General features: G+C 40.7%; 13 protein-coding genes. 5 read left to right on the forward strand and 8 right to left on the reverse strand.

Going from position 1 to position 19,080, the window contains the following annotated elements; genetic code table 11:
* Window positions 1-38: 38 nt before the first annotated feature.
* Both gcvP and R2S08_RS25010 read left to right on the forward strand, forming a co-directional pair.
* A complete protein-coding gene (gene gcvP, locus R2S08_RS25005) occupies window positions 39-2,918 on the forward strand; it encodes an aminomethyl-transferring glycine dehydrogenase (RefSeq protein WP_316837683.1) in 2,880 nt (959 codons plus the stop codon).
* 109 nt (window positions 2,919-3,027) lie between these two features.
* Entirely contained in the window at window positions 3,028-3,426 is a 399-nt protein-coding gene (locus tag R2S08_RS25010) for a response regulator (protein ID WP_133782384.1), read from the forward strand.
* Window positions 3,427-3,434: 8 nt separating this feature from the next.
* Here the strand turns inward: R2S08_RS25010 and R2S08_RS25015 are convergent, their stop codons facing one another.
* Entirely contained in the window at window positions 3,435-4,199 is a 765-nt protein-coding gene (locus R2S08_RS25015; RefSeq protein ID WP_316837729.1) for an MBL fold metallo-hydrolase, read from the reverse strand.
* 168 nt (window positions 4,200-4,367) lie between these two features.
* Here R2S08_RS25015 and recJ point away from each other — a divergent pair, with 168 nt between their 5' ends.
* Genes recJ through R2S08_RS25030 form a run of 3 tightly spaced genes read left to right on the forward strand, consistent with a single transcriptional unit; the run spans window position 4,368 to window position 8,374 of the window.
* Complete coding sequence (gene recJ, locus R2S08_RS25020) at window positions 4,368-6,071, forward strand: single-stranded-DNA-specific exonuclease RecJ (RefSeq protein ID WP_316837684.1); 1,704 nt, start codon at window positions 4,368-4,370, stop codon at window positions 6,069-6,071.
* Window positions 6,072-6,115: 44 nt separating this feature from the next.
* Window positions 6,116-6,850, forward strand: coding sequence for an LPS export ABC transporter ATP-binding protein (gene lptB, locus R2S08_RS25025; protein ID WP_316837685.1), 735 nt, complete (start codon window positions 6,116-6,118; stop codon window positions 6,848-6,850).
* A gap of 15 nt (window positions 6,851-6,865) precedes the next feature.
* Window positions 6,866-8,374, forward strand: coding sequence for a GH3 auxin-responsive promoter family protein (locus R2S08_RS25030; protein WP_316837686.1), 1,509 nt, complete (start codon window positions 6,866-6,868; stop codon window positions 8,372-8,374).
* A gap of 17 nt (window positions 8,375-8,391) precedes the next feature.
* On the opposite strand, the gene R2S08_RS25035 is transcribed toward R2S08_RS25030, so the two are convergent.
* From R2S08_RS25035 to R2S08_RS25065, 7 genes are all read right to left on the reverse strand, one after another.
* Window positions 8,392-8,778, reverse strand: a complete 387-nt coding sequence (locus R2S08_RS25035; protein WP_316837687.1) for a response regulator transcription factor — start codon at window positions 8,776-8,778, stop codon at window positions 8,392-8,394.
* A 122-nt stretch (window positions 8,779-8,900) separates the two neighbouring features.
* Entirely contained in the window at window positions 8,901-10,853 is a 1,953-nt protein-coding gene (locus tag R2S08_RS25040; RefSeq protein WP_316837688.1) for a heavy metal translocating P-type ATPase, read from the reverse strand.
* A 46-nt stretch (window positions 10,854-10,899) separates the two neighbouring features.
* Window positions 10,900-11,316, reverse strand: coding sequence for a Fur family transcriptional regulator (locus R2S08_RS25045; RefSeq protein WP_316837689.1), 417 nt, complete (start codon window positions 11,314-11,316; stop codon window positions 10,900-10,902).
* Between the two features lie 12 nt (window positions 11,317-11,328).
* Entirely contained in the window at window positions 11,329-12,513 is a 1,185-nt protein-coding gene (locus tag R2S08_RS25050) for an efflux RND transporter periplasmic adaptor subunit (protein ID WP_316837690.1), read from the reverse strand.
* 1 nt (window position 12,514) lies between these two features.
* A complete protein-coding gene (locus R2S08_RS25055) occupies window positions 12,515-16,876 on the reverse strand; it encodes a CusA/CzcA family heavy metal efflux RND transporter (RefSeq protein WP_316837691.1) in 4,362 nt (1,453 codons plus the stop codon).
* Between the two features lie 540 nt (window positions 16,877-17,416).
* Window positions 17,417-18,190 carry a hypothetical protein gene (locus R2S08_RS25060; protein ID WP_316837692.1) on the reverse strand — a complete coding sequence of 258 codons (774 nt, stop codon included), beginning with the start codon at window positions 18,188-18,190 and terminating at the stop codon, window positions 17,417-17,419.
* A 141-nt stretch (window positions 18,191-18,331) separates the two neighbouring features.
* The gene (locus tag R2S08_RS25065; protein ID WP_316837693.1) at window positions 18,332-19,051 is read right to left on the reverse strand and encodes a DUF1028 domain-containing protein; all 720 of its coding nucleotides are present in this window, start codon (window positions 19,049-19,051) and stop codon (window positions 18,332-18,334) included.
* Between the last annotated feature and the right edge of the window lie 29 nt (window positions 19,052-19,080).

The raw sequence follows: 19,080 nt of genomic DNA on the forward strand, positions 1-19,080 counted from the left end.
TTTTTATTACCTTTGCGCAACTTTTTATTCAAAGATTCATGAGCTTAGATATTCATTACAAAGAAGACTTTAAAGATCGTCACATTGCACCCAATACAGAAGATACCAAAGCGATGCTTCATACGCTTGGATTGGATTCTATTGACGAATTAATAGAACAAACTGTTCCTCAGAAAATCAGGTTAAAACAACCTTTGAATTTACCAAAGGCAAAATCTGAAAAGGATTATCTGAGCAGTCTAAAACAAACAGCTTCTTTAAACAAAGTTTTTAAATCCTATATCGGACAGGGTTATTATAACACAACCACACCCGGGGTTATCTTACGTAATGTAATGGAAAATCCAGGATGGTATACGCAATATACCCCTTACCAGGCAGAAATTGCTCAAGGCCGCCTTCAGGCTTTACTGAATTTCCAGACCATGGTGATTGACCTGACCGGAATGGAAATTGCAAATGCTTCTTTACTGGATGAAGGAACAGCTGCTGCTGAGGCGATGTTCATGCAATACAGCCTTCGTAAAAACCAGCAAGCTAAAAAGTTCTTCGTATCTGAATTACTTTTCCCACAAACCATCGATATCCTGGTTACCCGTGCCAATCCTTTTGGTATAGAACTGGTGGTCGGAAACCATGAGGAAATTGATTTAAATGAAGAGTTCTTTGGTGCCATTGTTCAATATCCTGCCGGAAACGGACAAGTGTTTGACTATACTGGTTTTGCTAAAACAGCTCATGAAAAAAATGTAAAGGTTACAGTTGTTGCCGACCTGCTAAGTTTAACGCTGTTAACGCCTCCAGGTGAATGGGGTGCTGATGTTGTGGTTGGAACAACCCAACGCTTCGGTGTACCAATGGGCTTCGGTGGACCTCACGCTGCTTTCTTTGCTACAAAAGATGAATACAAAAGATCTATCCCAGGTCGTATTATTGGTGTAACTATAGACAGCAATAATAATTATGCATTGCGTATGGCACTGCAAACAAGAGAACAACACATCCGCAGGGATAAAGCGACCTCCAATATATGTACTGCACAAGCTTTACTGGCTATTATGGCTGGTTTTTATGCCGTTTACCATGGTCCTAAAGGATTAAAACTAATTGCTGAACGCACCCATGGTTTAGCCGTTACTTTGGCTAAATCTTTAGAGAAGATTGGTTATAAGCAGATGAACAGTGCTTACTTTGATACCATTCAGCTTGATCTCGGAGACCTGGCGGATTCTATTCACAGGGAATGCATAGACAATGAGATCAATTTAAATTATAAAGGTGGTATTGTAACCATTGCTTTAGATGAAACAACTTCTGCTGAAGATATCCAGTTATTGAACAAAATCTTTTCTAAGGTAAAAGGAATTCCTGCTGATCAGGCTGAATTGACAGAGGGTAATGTTGAAACTGTCATTCCTTCAGCATTACAACGCAGTTCATCTTATCTGACCCACCCTGTTTTCAACAAGCATCACTCTGAACACGAGATGCTTCGTTATATTAAATCTTTGGAAACCAAAGATCTTTCTCTTTGCCATTCTATGATTGCTTTGGGCTCATGTACAATGAAACTGAATGCAACCACTGAAATGATCCCGGTAACCTGGCCTGAGTTTGGACAAATTCATCCTTTTGCGCCTGCTGATCAGGTGGCTGGATATTATACTGTTTTCAATGAACTTGATAAATGGTTAAGTGAAATCACTGGTTTTGCAGCAATGAGCTTGCAGCCAAATGCCGGTGCACAAGGCGAATATGCCGGTTTAATGGTGATCAGAGCTTATCATCAGGACCGTGGAGATCACCAGAGAAATATCGCCTTAATTCCTGCTTCTGCACATGGAACCAATCCTGCTTCTGCTGCAATGGCAGGCATGAAGATCATTATTGTGAAATCTCTGGAGAATGGAAACATTGATGTAGAAGATCTGAAAGCCAAAGCAGAAGAAAATAAAGATAATCTTTCCTGCCTGATGGTTACTTACCCTTCTACACATGGTGTTTTTGAGGAAAGTATCATCGATATCTGTAACATTATACATGAGAATGGTGGTCAGGTTTATATGGATGGCGCCAATATGAATGCTCAAGTTGGACTGACCAGCCCTGGTACTATAGGTGCTGATGTTTGCCACCTGAATCTGCATAAAACTTTCTGTATCCCTCACGGTGGTGGTGGCCCAGGCATGGGACCAATTGGCGTAGCCAAACACCTGGTTCCTTACTTACCTGGTCACGCTGTTGTAGATATTGACAAAGGTAAATCTATCCATGCTGTTTCTGCTGCTCCATGGGGTTCTGCATCTATCCTGGTGATCTCACATGCCTATATTGCTATGATGGGTGGTGAAGGATTAAAGAATGCTACACAATATGCAATTCTGAATGCGAACTACATGAAAGCACGCCTGGAGCAACACTATCCAGTTTTATATACAGGTAGTAATGGTCGTTGTGCGCATGAGATGATCCTGGACTGCAGATCTTTCAAAAACTTTGGTATTGAGGTCGTAGATATTGCTAAACGATTAATGGATTATGGCTTCCATGCACCAACGGTATCTTTCCCGGTTGCAGGAACCTTAATGGTGGAACCTACAGAGAGTGAGCCTAAACACGAATTAGATAGATTCTGCGATGCCTTGATTGCCATCAGAGCAGAGATTACGGCTATTGAAAACGGCAACAGTGATAAAATTGATAATGCATTAAAGAATGCACCACACACAGCAGCTGTTGTTACAGGCGATGAATGGTCGCACAGTTACAGCAGAAAAACTGCAGCATTCCCGCTGCCATATGTCGCTGAATATAAGTTCTGGCCATCCGTTGGAAGAGTAAACGACTCTTTTGGAGATCGTTCCCTGGTCTGCGCTTGTCCTCCGATTGAAAGCTATATGGAAGAAACGCTAGTCTAAATGCATCAAAATAAAAAAAGGCCATTTAAGTTTAAATGGCCTTTTTTTATTTTTTAACAATTCAATCTATTTTATATCTTTATACTATGGCTCTCTTTACTAAATCAAGATGGATTCTAAAATTAATTTACTTGTTATTGACGATGATGACATCAATATTTTCATCATAAAAAAAATTGTAGAGAAGACTGGATTTGCCGTGAATATGGTATCCAAATCAAATGGCCAACTGGCCATTGACTATCTCGTACAAGTCCTTAAAGATGATGAACCCTTTCCTCAGCTCATGCTGATTGATATTAATATGCCCGTTTTGAACGGGTGGGAATTTATCGAGGCTTATGAAAGAATGGATGTCAGTAAACGATCTGATCTCTACATGCTTTCCTCATCCGTATATGAAAACGACATAGAAAAAGCCAAAACCTATAAGATTGTGAAGGGTTTTATTTCAAAACCCTTGTCTATAGATCGCTTAATAGAGCTCCTAAAAGCAATTAATGAATAACCTCAGCTCTAAATAATATTAAAAACGCCATCTTGATAGGTTACATGTCCGGTAGCCTTAGTCTTTGCATGGTAAAACAGGCAATTCCAATTTTCCAAGGCCGCTTTTTTTCCATACTCTTCTCTAAGTTCCATTGCTTTCCGTCCGTCAAAATCATATTTAGCAATAAACCTTCTTAACAACTCTTCCGGTTCAGGTAAGACGTCTCCACCGAAGAAAACTCGATCGGTACCATCATTCAAAAGAAAAGTCTGGTGAAAAGGGGTGTGTGCACCAGTCAGTTCATAACTGATTCCTTCTGCGAACTGACCACTACCTTCTACAAAATGCAATTGTGCATTTCTCTGTAAAAAGTCAAAGATCTCTGTTTTATAAGAAGATGAAGTATTGGTAAATGCACTTTCCCATTCCCCTCTTTGAATGACATACGTCGCGTTTGGAAAACTAAGCTCTGTTTTTCCGTTGTATTCGTGAATCATCCCGCCAGAATGATCAAAATGCAGATGGGACATCAATACATAGTCTACGTCTTCAGGATCAAAACCCGCCTTCCGAATATTTTCGTGTAAGATCAGCGCTCCCGATTCGTTGCTATATCCCAGGCCGGTATCGAACAACAGTAATAAATCATTCATTTTCACTAAAAACGGCTGAACATGGATAAACAGGGATGCAGGCCGGTCTTTAGGGTTTTGGATTTCCGGGTTAAAGGGAATAAATTTTTTACTGGCATCTACGGAGTAAGAACCTTCGTATAAAGTGAAAACTTGCAAGGGCATAGGTATTAGTAAGACGAAGAAATTAATGATATCTTTACGAATCGATACAAAGATAGGGAACCTGTATGAATTTACCACTAACAAAACCATAAGGCACATCCATTTAAACGCTCTAATGAAAGAACAACAGCTTAATGATCAATAAAGAACAATAAAGGCTTAATGGAAAAGAGATGGGTGCAAGCTGCACAGAATGATCAAGAAACAACCGAATCGCTTGCACAGCAATTAAATATAGATAATAGTTTAGCCCGGATCCTGGTACAAAGAGGAATCAGTTCTTTTGATGAAGCCAGGAACTATTTCAGGCCGCAGCTAGACGACCTTCATGATCCTTTTTTAATAAAAGACATGGAAAAAGCAATTGCACGTGTTGATCATGCCCTGGCTTCAGACGAAAGCATCATGATCTATGGTGATTATGATGTGGATGGTACAACATCTGTGGCCCTGGCTTACAGCTTTTTCAGTCAATTTACAGATCGGATCACGTATTATATACCCGATAGACACAAAGAAGGCTATGGTGTCTCTACTGCAGGAATAGACTATGCAAGTGCCAATAATTTCAGCCTGATCATTGCCTTGGATTGTGGGATCAAATCAAATGATAAAGTAAGTTATGCAAAGAAATTAGGGATAGATTTTATTATATGCGACCACCATTTACCTGGTGAAGAATTGCCCGAAGCAGTTGCTGTGCTTGATCCTAAACGTTCGGACTGTACTTACCCATTTAAAGAACTTGCCGGATGCGGAATTGGGTTTAAACTGGCGCAGGCCTATGCCCTAACGCATGACCTTCCTAAAGATAGCTATGAGCAATATATGGATCTGGTTATGGTCAGCATTGCCGCAGATATTGTACCTGTAACCGGAGAAAACCGGATTCTTGCTCACCACGGCCTGATTAAACTCAACACCAGGCCCTGCCTCGGTCTAAAAGCATTGATGCAAAGTACCGGACGGGATAAAGATTTCACACTAACAGACATTGTCTTTTCAATTGCTCCAAGAATCAACGCCGCCGGCAGAATGGACCATGCAAATGAAGCCGTTAAAATGTTATTGTGCAACGAAGACGACCTTGCCCGCGAGCAAAGCCTGTTTATCAACCTGCAAAATTCCGAGCGCAAAACTTCTGACCAGAATACAACTGCCGAAGCACTGGCCATTATTGAAGACTGCGAGATACAGATCAACCGGAAAACCACCGTGGTCTATAACCAGAACTGGAATAAAGGTGTAATTGGTATTGTCGCGTCCAGACTAACAGAAAAATACTATCGGCCAACAGTTGTATTGACAGCATCAAATGGTCTGCTCACAGGTTCTGCGCGTTCTGTAGCAGGGTTTGATCTGTACGAAGCTCTTTCCGGCTGTGCAGACCTGTTGGTGCAGTTTGGCGGACATAAATTTGCGGCAGGTCTGACAATGAAACCTGAAAATATAGATCATTTTTCAGATCGGTTTGAACGCGTGGTGGCTGAAAGCATAACAGAAGATCTGCTTTGTCCGGAACTGATCATTGATACAGAGATCAACTTTTCACAAATTGACGGAAAATTCCAACGCATTATTGCCCAAATGGCTCCTTTTGGCCCCGACAATCCCACCCCTGTTTTTGTAACCCATAATGTGTTTTGCGCGGGAAATCCATATATTGTTGGAGCAAAACACCTTAAGCTAAATGTAAAACAACAAAATTCAGTTACTTTTGACAGTATTGGCTTCGGACTTGCAGAGTTGCAAAATGAGATACAGCCTAACCGGCCTTTTTCTATTTGCTATACCATAGAGGAAAATGTATGGAAAGAACAAAAACGTTTGCAATTAAACCTCAAAGCCATCAAATTTGAACAGTGATATTAGCCCTCTTAAGAGCTATTAAAAAACATTAATATACTTAAATGATATTAAGAGCAGAAAATTTAATCAAAAAATATAAACAGCGTACGGTTGTTAATGACGTTTCCTTTAATGTAAGTCAGGGAGAGATCGTCGGCTTATTAGGGCCAAACGGAGCTGGAAAAACAACCTCATTTTATATGATTGTTGGATTGATCAAACCAAATGAAGGGACCATTTTCCTGGATGACCAGGACATCACCAGTGATCCGATGTATAAAAGGGCTCAAAAAGGGATTGGTTATCTTGCTCAGGAAGCTTCTGTATTCAGGAAGCTGACCGTAGAAGACAATATCATGTCCATTCTGGAGATGACGAAAATGAAAAAGGAAGAAAGGCACGAAAAACTGGAAGAACTGATCAATGAGTTCAGCTTGCACAAAGTTCGTAAAAACAGAGGTGACCTTCTATCCGGAGGTGAAAGAAGAAGAACAGAGATTGCCCGGGCTCTGGCCGCAAGCCCTAATTTTATTTTATTGGATGAGCCTTTTGCCGGTGTGGATCCCATTGCAGTTGAAGAAATCCAGACCATCGTAGCCAAGCTTAAAAATAAGAATATTGGTATCCTGATTACGGATCATAACGTACAGGAAACGCTTTCTATTACGGACCGGGCTTACCTTCTTTTTGAAGGAAAGATTCTGGAATCCGGAACACCTGAGGTACTTGCTGCAAATGAAATGGTAAGAAAAGTATATTTGGGGTCGAATTTTGTACTGCGCAGCAAAAATTTATAATTCATATAGAGGAACATGGCAATTGTAAATTCAATTTTTACCTGGTATATGAAGAAAAGAGTCCATCAAATTGAACTCTTTATAAAATATCCCCTCGACGTACAGGACGAATGGTTTCATACCTTAATTTCCAGTGCCGAGAACACCGAATGGGGAAAAAAATACGATTATAGAACTATAGAAACCCAGGAACAGTTTAAGGAAAGAGTTCCCTTACAAAACTACGATACCTTAAAACCTTATATTGAAAGAATGCTGAAAGGTGAACAGAACATCCTGTGGCCTTCAGAGATTAAATGGTTTGCAAAGTCTTCCGGTACGACAAGTGACAGGAGTAAATTTATACCTGTATCAGAAGAGTCTCTTCAGGAATGCCATTTTAAAGGTGGAAAGGACATGTTGTCTATTTTCTGCAACAACAGACCTGGCAATCAGATCTTAACAGGAAAAGGACTTGTTTTAGGTGGAAGTCATCAGATCAACCAGCTCAATGAAGACTCTTTTTATGGTGATCTCTCTGCGGTATTGATCAAGAATTTACCGATGTGGGCAGAATATTACCGGACACCGGCCATTTCCATTGCGTTAATGGATGATTATGAGCAAAAAATGGAGAAAATGGCAGAAGCCACCATCCGTGAAAATGTGACCAATATTTCTGGTGTCCCCACATGGACCATTGTACTTGCCAAAAAGGTTCTGGAAATGACGGGTAAGAAAAACCTGCTGGAGGTCTGGCCAAATCTCGAACTCTATTTTCACGGGGCAGTAAACTTCAAGCCCTATAAAGAACAGTTCAGAGAGTTGATTCCATGCGATGAAATGTATTATCTGGAAACCTATAATGCCTCAGAAGGATTCTTTGGTATCCAGGACCAGGTCAATTCAGAAGAACTTCTGCTGATGCTGGATTATGGCATCTATTACGAATTTCTTCCTCTGGAACATCTGGAGCAGGAGCATCCTGCAACCTTATCTCTTGATGAAGTAGAATTACATAAAAATTACGCCATCATTATCTCTACAAACGGAGGTTTATGGCGATATATGATTGGCGACACGGTGCAATTTACTTCATTGCATCCCTTCCGCATTAAAATTACCGGAAGGACCAAGCATTTTATCAATGCATTTGGTGAAGAGGTGATTATTGATAATGCAGAACAAGCCATAAGCAAGGCCAGTAAAATGACCGGTGCCGTGTTTACGGATTATACTGCGTGTCCTATCTATTTTAAAGGAACAAAAGCGGGTGGGCACGAATGGATCATAGAATTTGATCAACAGCCCGATGATTTCGAAAAATTTGTTGATATCCTGGACCAGACCTTAAGAGAAATTAATTCAGACTATGATGCCAAGCGCTTTAACGACATGGCTCTTTGCCGTCCTAAAGTACATAATGCACCAAAAGGTACTTTTTACGAATGGCTGAAATCTAAAGGAAAACTGGGCGGTCAGCACAAAGTTCCCCGTTTGGCCAACGACAGGAAATATGTAGAGGAAATTCTTAAATATATTTAAAACATTAAAGCCGGTACTCAATGAGCACCGGCTTTTTTATAACCTCCAGCCAGTATCTGGCCTATCTTTTCAGCAACTTCCTTGATATCAAAGGGCTTGGCAATATAATCATCTGCCCCGGCCTGAATACTCATTTGCTTACTGCGTGCATTTGCAGACATCATAATTACAGGAATATCTTTTGTAATTTCCTTTTGTTTAAGGTCTTTACATATATCTATTCCATTTGCATCAGGCAGCATGACATCCAGAATAAACAAGTCTGGGAGTTGCCTTTTCAAAAGCCCCTTTAGCTCACTGAATGATGATGAAGATTCGATTATATAACCTTCATTTTTTAGAAGAATATCAAAAACGGCACTAATATCATGATCATCTTCGAGTACGAATATTGTCTTTGTCATAAGAAACAGCGCAAGAGTTAAGCTTTAATTTAAACGAGCAAATAGCATTCCATAATGAGTAAAAAAAAACAACATGACAAGAAACAGATGATTTTGCAGATTTGATCATCTTATCTTAAGGATTATATAACTTTCATCTGCTGAATCCGCACTGCATTTAATATTGCAAGAAGTGCAACGCCTACATCTGCAATCACTGCCTCCCATAAAGTAGCCACCCCACCGGCGCCAAGAATTAAAACCACAATTTTAACTCCCATAGCCAATGCAATATTCTGCCATACCACATTTCTGGTGAGCTTACCAATCTTAATGGCAGTTACAATTTTCCTGGGCTGATCATTCTGAATCACGATATCTGCTGTTTCAATTGTGGCGTCACTCCCTAAACCTCCCATAGCAATTCCCGCGTCAGCGAGCGCAATCACAGGTGCATCGTTCACCCCGTCACCTACAAATGCAATACGCCGGTTCTGGTTTTTGAGTTCTTCTACTTTCTCGACCTTATTTTCAGGCAGCAAAGCACCAAAAGCCTTATCAATACCCAGCAGCTTAGCCACCTTATCCACTACACTCTGCTTGTCACCGCTCAGCATTACAGTTTCTATATTCAGCTGATGTAATTCGCTAATGGCCTGTTGAGCGTCTTCTTTAATCTCATCTGCAATCGTAAAATAACCTGCATACTTATTTTCAACGGAAACCATAACCATCGTATCCTGTTCATTTTCAACCGCAGCATCGTATGGTATACCTAATTTTTTAAACAGAGCTGTATTTCCAGCGATAACCTCTCTTCCTTCAATATTTCCCTTTAAGCCATGCCCTGCAACTTCTTCAACAGATTCTATTCTCGTTCCATTAATTGCATGGCCTGAATATTGGGTAATGGCGATGGCGATCGGGTGCGTAGATTTACTTTCCAATGCAGCGGTCAGTTTAACCAGTTCCTTCTCTTCAAAATTGCTGGTCACTACTTTCTGGACATTAAATACTCCCTTGGTCAAGGTCCCTGTCTTATCCATAACAACGGTATCTATTTTTGTCATTACGTCGAGAAAATTAGATCCCTTGAATAAAATACCATTTTTGGAGGCCAAACCAATTCCTCCAAAATAACCCAGCGGTATAGAAACCACCAGTGCGCAAGGACAACTGATCACCAAAAAAACCAAACCTCTATAAAACCAGTCCTGGAACACATAATTTGAAACAACAAAATAGGGCAACACCACAACCAGTAAGGCCAGAAGAAAAACAATAGGTGTATAGACCTTTGCGAATCTGGAAATAAACAGTTGGGTCTGCGATTTTCTGGCTGTCGCATCCTGTACCATTTCCAGGATTTTACTCAGCTTGCTGTCTTTGAAAAGAGATTTTACTTTAATTTCGGTAACTGTATTCAGGTTAATCATCCCTGCAAGTACTTGCTCTCCTTTTTGTTTTGTGTCCGGCTTGCTCTCTCCTGTCATCGCAGCTGTATTATAGGTTCCCTTATCAGAGATCAACACGCCATCCAGTGCGACCTTTTCGCCGGGTTTAACCTGGATAATCTCCTCTATCTTTACTTCATCAGGTTTAATAGTAAGTGCAATTCCTTCTCTTAATACGGTTACCGTATCTGGTCTGATGTCCAGCAAAGCTTTAATATTTCGTTTAGCTTTATCCACCGCTGCATCCTGAAACCATTCGCCTATGGAATAAAATACCATAACGGCTACACCTTCACTATAAGATCCAATGGCAAAAGCACCAAGAGTGGCTACGCTCATCAGGAAAAATTCATTGAAAAAGTCAAAACGGAGTACTTTCCTGAAAGCAAGTTCAAGCACATTGTAACCCGCCAGCAAATAAGCCGCTCCAAAGATGACCAGATTGGTTATATTCCCAGGATTCACTTTAAAACCGTAATCCAGTATCAGCATCACGGCCAGGATAACCAGAGCAAGGAGCAAAGGCCAATGCCCTGTCCATGTACCCTGCTCTCCACCACCATGATCATGTCCATGGTCATTGCTGTGGTCATCGTGACCACAGCAATGCGTATGTCTATCATTTATATTTTCTGCTTTCATCTTAGACAAAGATAAGCCCTGTTGCAATGCAATGCCATTGCAAAGTTTAACCGGAACATTGATCACAGACACCCTTAGCTACAATATTAATCTCCTCTGAATGAAAATTAACAGGAAGGATCACTTCTGGTATCTGTGTTTTGGGCAAACAAAAAGTTTCTCCGCATTTCTTGCAGAAGAAATGTACATGTACATCATTATGTTCACCGGGATGACAATGCTCTTTACAAAGTGCATACTTGGTAATCCCCGTTCCGTCCTCAACACTGTGTACCAGCCCATTTTCTTCAAAGGTTTTCAAGGTCCTGTATAAAGTGACCCTATCTGCAGGTGCAAGCCCTTTTTCCAGATCGGTCAGACTAACGGCATGAGATTGGGTCTGCAGGAAATTCAGAACCAATAATCGCATTGCAGTTGGATTGATCTGTTTTGCTTTAAGTGTATTTTCCAGTTGTCCGTTCATCACTCACAGGGATTAATGTTCATCCGATCCACCTGTCGCTTTTGACTGCAGATAAAATGCTCCTTTGGTTACAATCTTTGCATCCTCTGCAAGTTGCTCCAGCGGGATAATTTGTACATAGCCAAGTTCCGCAATACCTGTGGTAACTTCAAATTTTTTGAAATGAATAGTGTCATTTTTTCCAGCTTCTGCCAGGTAAATGTATTTTTTCCCTTCAAACTGAACAATTGCTTCCACTGGGACAGCTGGAACCAACTCCGAACCTACACTGATTAAGCCGGTCACATACATTCCGGGAATTAAATTGCTTTCCGGCTTTTTAATCACAGCATGTACAACTACCCCTTTACTGTCATTTTCAAAAGACTTATTGATCCCATAGATTTGCCCCTCTATATGCTGATCCTTCTGATTGGTCAATTGAAAATTAACTTGCTGTCCTATTTTAATCCTGGACAGGTCTTTCTCAAAAACAACAAGATCTGCATGTATCTTTGAATTATCTACAATATCCATCAGTGAAGTTCCCGGTTGCGCAAAAGAGCCTGTCATCGCTGCTATACGTCCAATCGTACCGCTTATAGGTGCTTTTACCGGAATATTGGAAACCAAATTCCCCCGGGAAACATTTTTAGCAGAAATGCCCATTTGTGCCAGCTGTTTTTCTATTGCTTTAATTTTAGCCAGTTCTGCATTATAATTAGCTTCTGCCAGTTCCTGTGATTTGCCTGTTCCAGCCCCCGCAGCTTTTAAGAGTTGCTGCCGATGATTTTCCGCATCTACAAAGCTAAAGCCCCCCTTTACTGCAAGGTATTCTTGCTGCAGTTTAATCATATCCTGATTTTCCAGTACGGCCAGTAGTGTTCCTTTATTTACCTGCTGCCCCTCCATGACATTAATTTTCCGGATAATTCCACCATAAAGTACATTGACCTGAGCCTCATTCTGAGGCGGAACAGCCAATTGACCACTGGATTTAACTACTGCGGTCAGGTTTTTCTGTTCTATTGGCCCTATGGTGATGCCCACCGCTTGCAATTGTTTGGTGTTCAGCTCCAGCAGATCTTCATGTTTCTCTTCTTTATCCGATGGACTTTCGTTTTCTTTAGCAGAATTATTACCTGTTGTACAAGACACCAGGATACAGATCGCCAGAATTCCTGTTCGTAACAGATTCTTTATATTTAATATATTCATCCTAATCATTCCCTTTTAAAAATTGTAATTGAATAACCGATTCATTCAGTTGCTGAACGGATTGCAGATAGTTCAGTTTACTTTGTACAGCCAAAGACATATTCTGAATGAACTCCATATAACCAATTTCTCCCAGATCAAAAGAAACCTGAGCAATCCGCATTTGTTCACCGGACAACCTGAGTCCATCTTTAACATAGTAATCCACCATCTGTCTATTATTTTTATAGGCTTGCAATTCTTGCTCATAAGCCGTTTTCAGCTGGTCCTGAACCCTTACATAGTCGGTTTGTGCCATCTGCACGCCTATCTTTTCACTATTGACCCGTGCCCTTCCAGCTCCTGTAAATATGGGAACAGAGAGTCCAAGCTGGATTCCTGCTATTCTGGTACCCGGAAAATAAGACCGGTCAATATTTGCAGGATTAAAGGGTTTGACCAGTACTTGCTGTGCATAGCCCAAGGTCAGATCAGGCCAGGCTTTTGACCGTTCTGTCTTAATTTTGGCCTGGGCAATTTTAATCTGCTGCTGATAGACCTGCAAGAGTGGGCTGGTCTTCTCTTCATCAATTTTCAGGTTCAGCACAGGCAATCCCTGCTCTGAAAATAAGATCGGTCCTTCCATACAAAGTAACTGAGCCAGATTCAATTCCTGATTTTTCAACGCTCCTTCAGCTGCACGCTGAAGCATCTGCAGTTCTTGATATTTGTTCTTTGCAGAAATCACCTCCAGGTTAGATGTCTCTCCAACTTTATAACGCAGGCTGGCCTTTGCGATAAAATTCTTATAGATGCTGTCCTGAAAGTTGAGGATTTTAAGATATTCCCGCCCGAAAAGACAGTTATAAAAAGCCATTTTGACCGCTTTGATAACCTCTAGTTGAGTATAAGCACCTGTTTTAGATAACAAGGTGGTCTGTGCATTGTACAGCGCTTTTTGGTTCTTATAGAATCCCGGCCAGGCAAAGGTTTGACTGACTGTTAATGAATTGTCATTACCTCCGCCCGCAGTAGGGTCCTGGGAAAGTGAAAAAGAAGTTTTTCCAAGATCAACTGCAGATTTACCAAAAGCCAATGATTGTTTAACGGCCAGATCCGCGGTTTTAATCTGCAGATTGTTTTTTAATGCAAGGGAAATCGCATGATCCAGCGTCAAGGGCTGCGACTGTGCCTTCGCACTGTTCCCAGCACCCGGACTCCATAGTAAAACAACAAAAACACCTATTGATACCACTTTTACAGGTAACTTTTTCAAAGGCTTGGTAAACAGCATGTATAAACAAGGCAGAACAAACAAGGTTAAAAAAGTTGCGGATAACAGTCCACCAATCACAACGGTAGCAAGAGGTTTTTGTACTTCAGCACCTGCGCCACCAGACAAGGCCATTGGTAAAAAACCAAGAGAAGCTACCGCGGCTGTCATCAGAACAGGTCTTAACCTTACTTTCGTTCCTTCTATAACCCTCTGGTAAACGTCTGCTATCCCTTCTTCCTTCAACTGATTGAAATAAGAAATCATCACTATTCCATTCAGTACAGCCACTCCGAATAGCGCAATAAACCCAACTCCTGCAGAAATACTAAATGGCATTCCCCTGATCAGCAAGGCAAATATTCCCCCGATTGCAGACAATGGAACAGCACTAAAAATCAAAAAGGTTTGCGTCACAGATTTGAAAGTGACATACAACAAGATCAGGATCAACACCATGACCAAGGGAACTGCAATAGAAAGTCTTCCTTTTGCCTCTTTGAGATTTTGAAACTGGCCTCCATAACTCAAATAATATCCGGAAGTAAGTTTCAGTTTAGCATCAAGTATCTTTTTGATTTCCGCAACGGTACTTTCTACATCTCTTCCCTTTGCATTAAAACCAACATAGATCCTTCTTTTACCCTCCTCTCTGGAAATCTGTGCCGGTGCATTTACAAAAGAGATACTGGCCAGCTGATTTAACGGAACTTTATTTCCTGAAGGCAAGGGAATATACAAGTTTTCAATATTAGATATATTATTCCGGAGCTCTCTTTTAAGCCGGATCACCAAATCAAACCTCTTTTCTCCTTCAAAAACAACGCCCGCAACGTTTCCTGCAAAGGCAGTCCGCAAAATCGTATTCACATCTCCTATACTCAATCCATATTGTGCTATTCTGTCCCTGTCATAGGCCACAACAATCTGTGGCAAGCCAGATATCTGTTCAATAAACAAATCCCCGACACCTTTTACGGGTGTGATCAGGCGCGCAATTTCTTTGGCATGCTTACTGAGGACGTCCAGGTCCTCCCCATACACTTTTATAGCTACGTCTTGCCTCACTCCTGTCATGAGTTCATTAAAACGCATTTGCATCGGTTGGGTAATCTCTATATTTACTCCAGGAAGAACTGACAAGGCCTCTTCCATCTTTTCTGTCATCTCTTCCTTGGTCTTTGCCGTTTTCCATTCCTTTTTTGGAATCATGGCCACCATCATATCTCCTCTTTCTATTGGCATCGGATCTGTCGGAATTTCCGCACTTCCAATTCTGGTTACGGCTTGCTTTACCTCTGGAAATTGTTCCTTCAATATCTTCTCGGCCTTTCCAAAAGTCTCAATCACCTGAGAAAGAGAGGTTCCCTGCATCATAGAAATTTCTACAGTTAGATCTCCTTCTTCCAGTTGAGGTAAAAATTCTCCCCCCATATTCGAAAACAGCACTATACTAAAGGCAAAAAGCCCCAGGGAAAGACCAACGGTAAGCTTCTTAAATTTCAAAACACGTTCCAGTGCGGGTGCATACCAGGCTTTCAGCCGGTTCATGATTTTATCAGATATCGTTTCTTTATGCAGCGTTTCTTTACTTAAGAATAAAGCACTGACCATCGGAACATAGGTTAGCGAAAGAATAAAAGCCCCAATAATAGCAAAGGCCACCGTTTGGGCCATAGGTTTAAACATTTTTCCTTCTATCCCAACCAAAGTCAGTAAGGGCAAGTACACAATCAGGATGATGATCTCGCCAAAAGTAGCACTTGCCCGGATCTTAGAGGCAGCCTGATATACCTGTTCGTCCATTTGCTGCTGGTTTAGCCTGGGTACATCTTTAAAGAGCTTACTTTCCGTAAGCCTGTATAGAATGGCTTCTACGATAATCACAGCTCCATCCACAATCAAACCAAAATCTACCGCCCCCAGACTCATCAGGTTACCTGAAACTCCGAAAAGCCGCATCATTGCAAAAGCAAAAAGCATTGCAAAGGGAATTACCGAAGCGACAATCAATCCGGCCCGCCAGTTACCAAGCAATAGCAACAATACAAAGATGACAATCAATGCGCCCTCAATAAGATTTTTTTGTACAGTACCTATTGCTCTTCCCACCAGTTCGGTCCTGTCTATAAAAGGTTCAATGACTACACCTTCCGGTAAGGATTTCTGAATCTGGGCAACCCGTTCCTTCACATTCTCTATCACTTCATTAAAGTTTTCCCCTTTCAGCATGAGTGTAACACCGGCAACCACTTCTCCTGTACCATTTCTGGTTACGGCTCCATACCTGGTGGCGCTCCCAATTTGTACAGTGGCTACATCACGGATTAGAACAGGTATTCCCTTTTCATTTTTGACTACGATCTTTTCTATATCTGCCAGCGATTTTACCTGGCCAATGCCACGTATGGCATAAGCATTACTGTGCTGTTCAATGTAAGCCCCTCCCGTATTTTCATTGTTCTCTTTCAGGGCATTAAAGATTTGGGCAATGGTCACATTGTTTGCATTTAGTCTTTCATTATCTAATGCAACTTCATATTGTTTTACATAACCACCCCATCCGCTAACTTCAGCAACGCCCTTTGTTCCGGCAAGCTGGGTACGTACGATCCAATCCTGCATGGTACGTAGATCTGTGGCGCTGTACTTAGCCTCGTATCCTTTTTTCGGATGAAGTACATACTGATATATTTCCCCCAATCCTGTTGTAACAGGTGCTAAAGAGGGTTTTGCAAGATTTTCTGGGATTAAGCTTTCAGCTTCTTTAAGCTGTGCACTGACCTGCTGCCTGGCCCAGTAAATATCTGCATCATCTTCAAAAACGATTGTAATTACTGAAATGCCCGATCTGGATATAGACCTCTTCTCCACAACATGTGGTATATTGGCCATAGCCAGTTCTATAGGTGCGGTTATAAACTGTTCGACCTCCTGTGCACCAAGATCTGGCGCCTGAGAAATAATCTGGACCTGATTATTGGTAATGTCCGGTACCGCATCAATCGGTAACCTCGCCAATGAGTAACCTCCCCAAATAATTAGGGCAATCATCATCACACCAATAGCCAGTTTATTTTTTATGGAAAATAAAATGATCTTATTAAACATCTTAAATTTAAATTAATGTTAGCCTTCAGGACCAGCAATACTGACCTGAATTTTTATCCTGTAAAATTTTGAATGTGCTTGGTTAAACAAGCAATAAGGCTTTTAATTAAAAAAGATTTAAGAAAGTTTTGGCGGTTGCCAGACGGGCAGACTGATATCAATAAATCCCGCCACATCTTCCAGTGGATAATCAGAACAAATACTGGAAAAAGATACAGCAATTATGGGCTGAGTCTGTTGCATTGATGGTGTAGAGCAACAGATACAGACACAAAAAGGAGAACAGTCATCCTTTTGCTGTGATGGTGTTTGACTGTCCTTTTTTTGATAAGAAGCAGATGCCGGTTTTGAAGACACGATATCATCCCTGCAAGGCAAACCGCTTTGCATCAGGACCATCAGACTAAAAAAAAGACACAATATTCTCATTTCAACTTTAATTCCCTTTTTGACCGGAAAGCTCCAAAGTTAATTATTCTCGCTAATTTTGCAAGAATAACAGTAAATGATCCCATCATTCAAAACTGACAGGTAACCCGCTTAAAATTTGATCAGCAATTTTTCGGAAATCAACTTGGCGTCTTTATAATATTCAAAGAACCACTCTTCATTCTTTTTAAATGCAACGCCATTAGAGATTCCATTGTCAGCAATAAAGTAATCCTGCTGCGAAGTTTTAAATAAGGTAAGTACCTTTTTAGGAGTAGTATCGATCAACTGATACCCTGTACTTGTCGACTGTGCATACAACGTGCCTTCCGCTTGTTTGACCACTGGTATAGCAGCAGAAACAGAAACTTCTTTAACAGGGGTTGCAACTACTGCTGCTGGTACTGCCACAGCTACGGTAGCTGGCTGGGTGGTTGCAACTGCCTGCTGAATATTTCCATTATAAGCATACTGAACATCATTTAGAGAAGTAAAAGCATCTCTCAAAGCCATATTATAAGACGTATTATATTCCTTTTCCCTGCTTTTTCCTTCTTTACTTTTAAAGACTACATTACCTTTACAATCCTTTAATAATACGGTAAGGTTTGTCGTAAACATTCCATTCTTTTCCTGTACATCCAGATTTAGTGCATTGCAACGATTTCCTGCAATCTCAGCTGGCAAATCAGCATTATCAAAATAAGCAGTAAAACCTTTTTCTTCCATAAACATTTTTGCCAGTGTATTTAACTTATACTGATCCTTCTGTTTAAGAAAGTTAAATTTTTCTGGCACAACCACATATTTGTAGTTATTGATGGAATTTTGAGCATATCCCGAAATGGCTGTAAATACAAGAAATAATAAGATATATCTTTTCATATTGGATAATAGACTTTGTAAGTAAATAGGTTCATCGCTCATTTCTTTAATGAGGACCAAAATAATTGATATAAATATAGTTTTTATTGTCTCAAACAATAAAAATTTTGATTAAAATCAACTCTTGTTATATAAGTTTAACTACTCCTTTCTTCTATTTCTCCAACGATCAAACTCTATCCTTAAAGCTTTCACTGCATTTGTAGTTTCATCTTTCTGATTCACGATAAGATTAATAGAAGGATGTTGTACATCATCCCCTGGCTTCGCTACAGTTAGAAACGCACTTGCTGCCTTACGATCACCGCAGCGTTTATCACCTCCATATTCTGCGCCAGCCTCTAAAGCGAGCATCAATACTTCCTGGATGGGCAGAGATGCCTTTTGAGCTTTGATTGCAACTTGAAGGATTTTATGAAGCATCTCTTTATTGCTTAAAGTATTACCTTGAACCGATATACCGTCTGAAGTTACAGTTCCTTTATCAGATGTTGTCTCCAAGCCGGTATACGTTTCCGGTGCATCTATATTTTTGACACAAACTATTCCATATTGCTGTTGCTCGGGATCGAATTCTGGATTCTTTATGGCTTCGAGAATTTCTTTCGGCGATGCATCCGCAAGGATCATTTGAAGCCCTTTGTTTCTGGCTAATTTATTACTCATTGCCTGCACTACAATCGCGCCTTTTCCAGGAATAATTCCACCAATTCCATAGACACTAAAGGTACACGAGGCACCCGCAATACCAATTTCTTTTGTCTTTGGATCGATTACAATTATGGACCATGTTGCCTTCGCATGAACAGTTAAAATGACCAGGACACTTAAGGTAAGAAAAAGCGGTTTTAATTTTCCCATAGAAATAAAGATACCTGTTTTTTCACCAA

This window comes from Pedobacter nutrimenti (genome assembly GCF_032678445.1).
GTDB classification, from domain to species: Bacteria; Bacteroidota; Bacteroidia; order Sphingobacteriales; family Sphingobacteriaceae; genus Pedobacter; species Pedobacter nutrimenti_A.

Bases quoted from the DNA above. Each gene is read 5' to 3' on its own strand.
- gcvP (WP_316837683.1), top strand. From the start codon at position 39: ATGAGCTTAGATATTCATTACAAAGAAGACTTTAAAGATCGTCACATT.
- R2S08_RS25010 (WP_133782384.1), top strand. From the start codon at position 3,028: ATGGATTCTAAAATTAATTTACTTGTTATTGACGATGATGACATCAAT.
- recJ (WP_316837684.1), top strand. From the start codon at position 4,368: ATGGAAAAGAGATGGGTGCAAGCTGCACAGAATGATCAAGAAACAACC.
- lptB (WP_316837685.1), top strand. From the start codon at position 6,116: ATGATATTAAGAGCAGAAAATTTAATCAAAAAATATAAACAGCGTACG.
- R2S08_RS25030 (WP_316837686.1), top strand. From the start codon at position 6,866: ATGGCAATTGTAAATTCAATTTTTACCTGGTATATGAAGAAAAGAGTC.
- R2S08_RS25035 (WP_316837687.1), bottom strand. From the start codon at position 8,778: ATGACAAAGACAATATTCGTACTCGAAGATGATCATGATATTAGTGCC.
- R2S08_RS25040 (WP_316837688.1), bottom strand. From the start codon at position 10,853: ATGAAAGCAGAAAATATAAATGATAGACATACGCATTGCTGTGGTCAC.
- R2S08_RS25045 (WP_316837689.1), bottom strand. From the start codon at position 11,316: ATGAACGGACAACTGGAAAATACACTTAAAGCAAAACAGATCAATCCA.
- R2S08_RS25050 (WP_316837690.1), bottom strand. From the start codon at position 12,513: ATGAATATATTAAATATAAAGAATCTGTTACGAACAGGAATTCTGGCG.
- R2S08_RS25055 (WP_316837691.1), bottom strand. From the start codon at position 16,876: ATGTTTAATAAGATCATTTTATTTTCCATAAAAAATAAACTGGCTATT.
- R2S08_RS25060 (WP_316837692.1), bottom strand. From the start codon at position 18,190: ATGAAAAGATATATCTTATTATTTCTTGTATTTACAGCCATTTCGGGA.
- R2S08_RS25065 (WP_316837693.1), bottom strand. From the start codon at position 19,051: ATGGGAAAATTAAAACCGCTTTTTCTTACCTTAAGTGTCCTGGTCATT.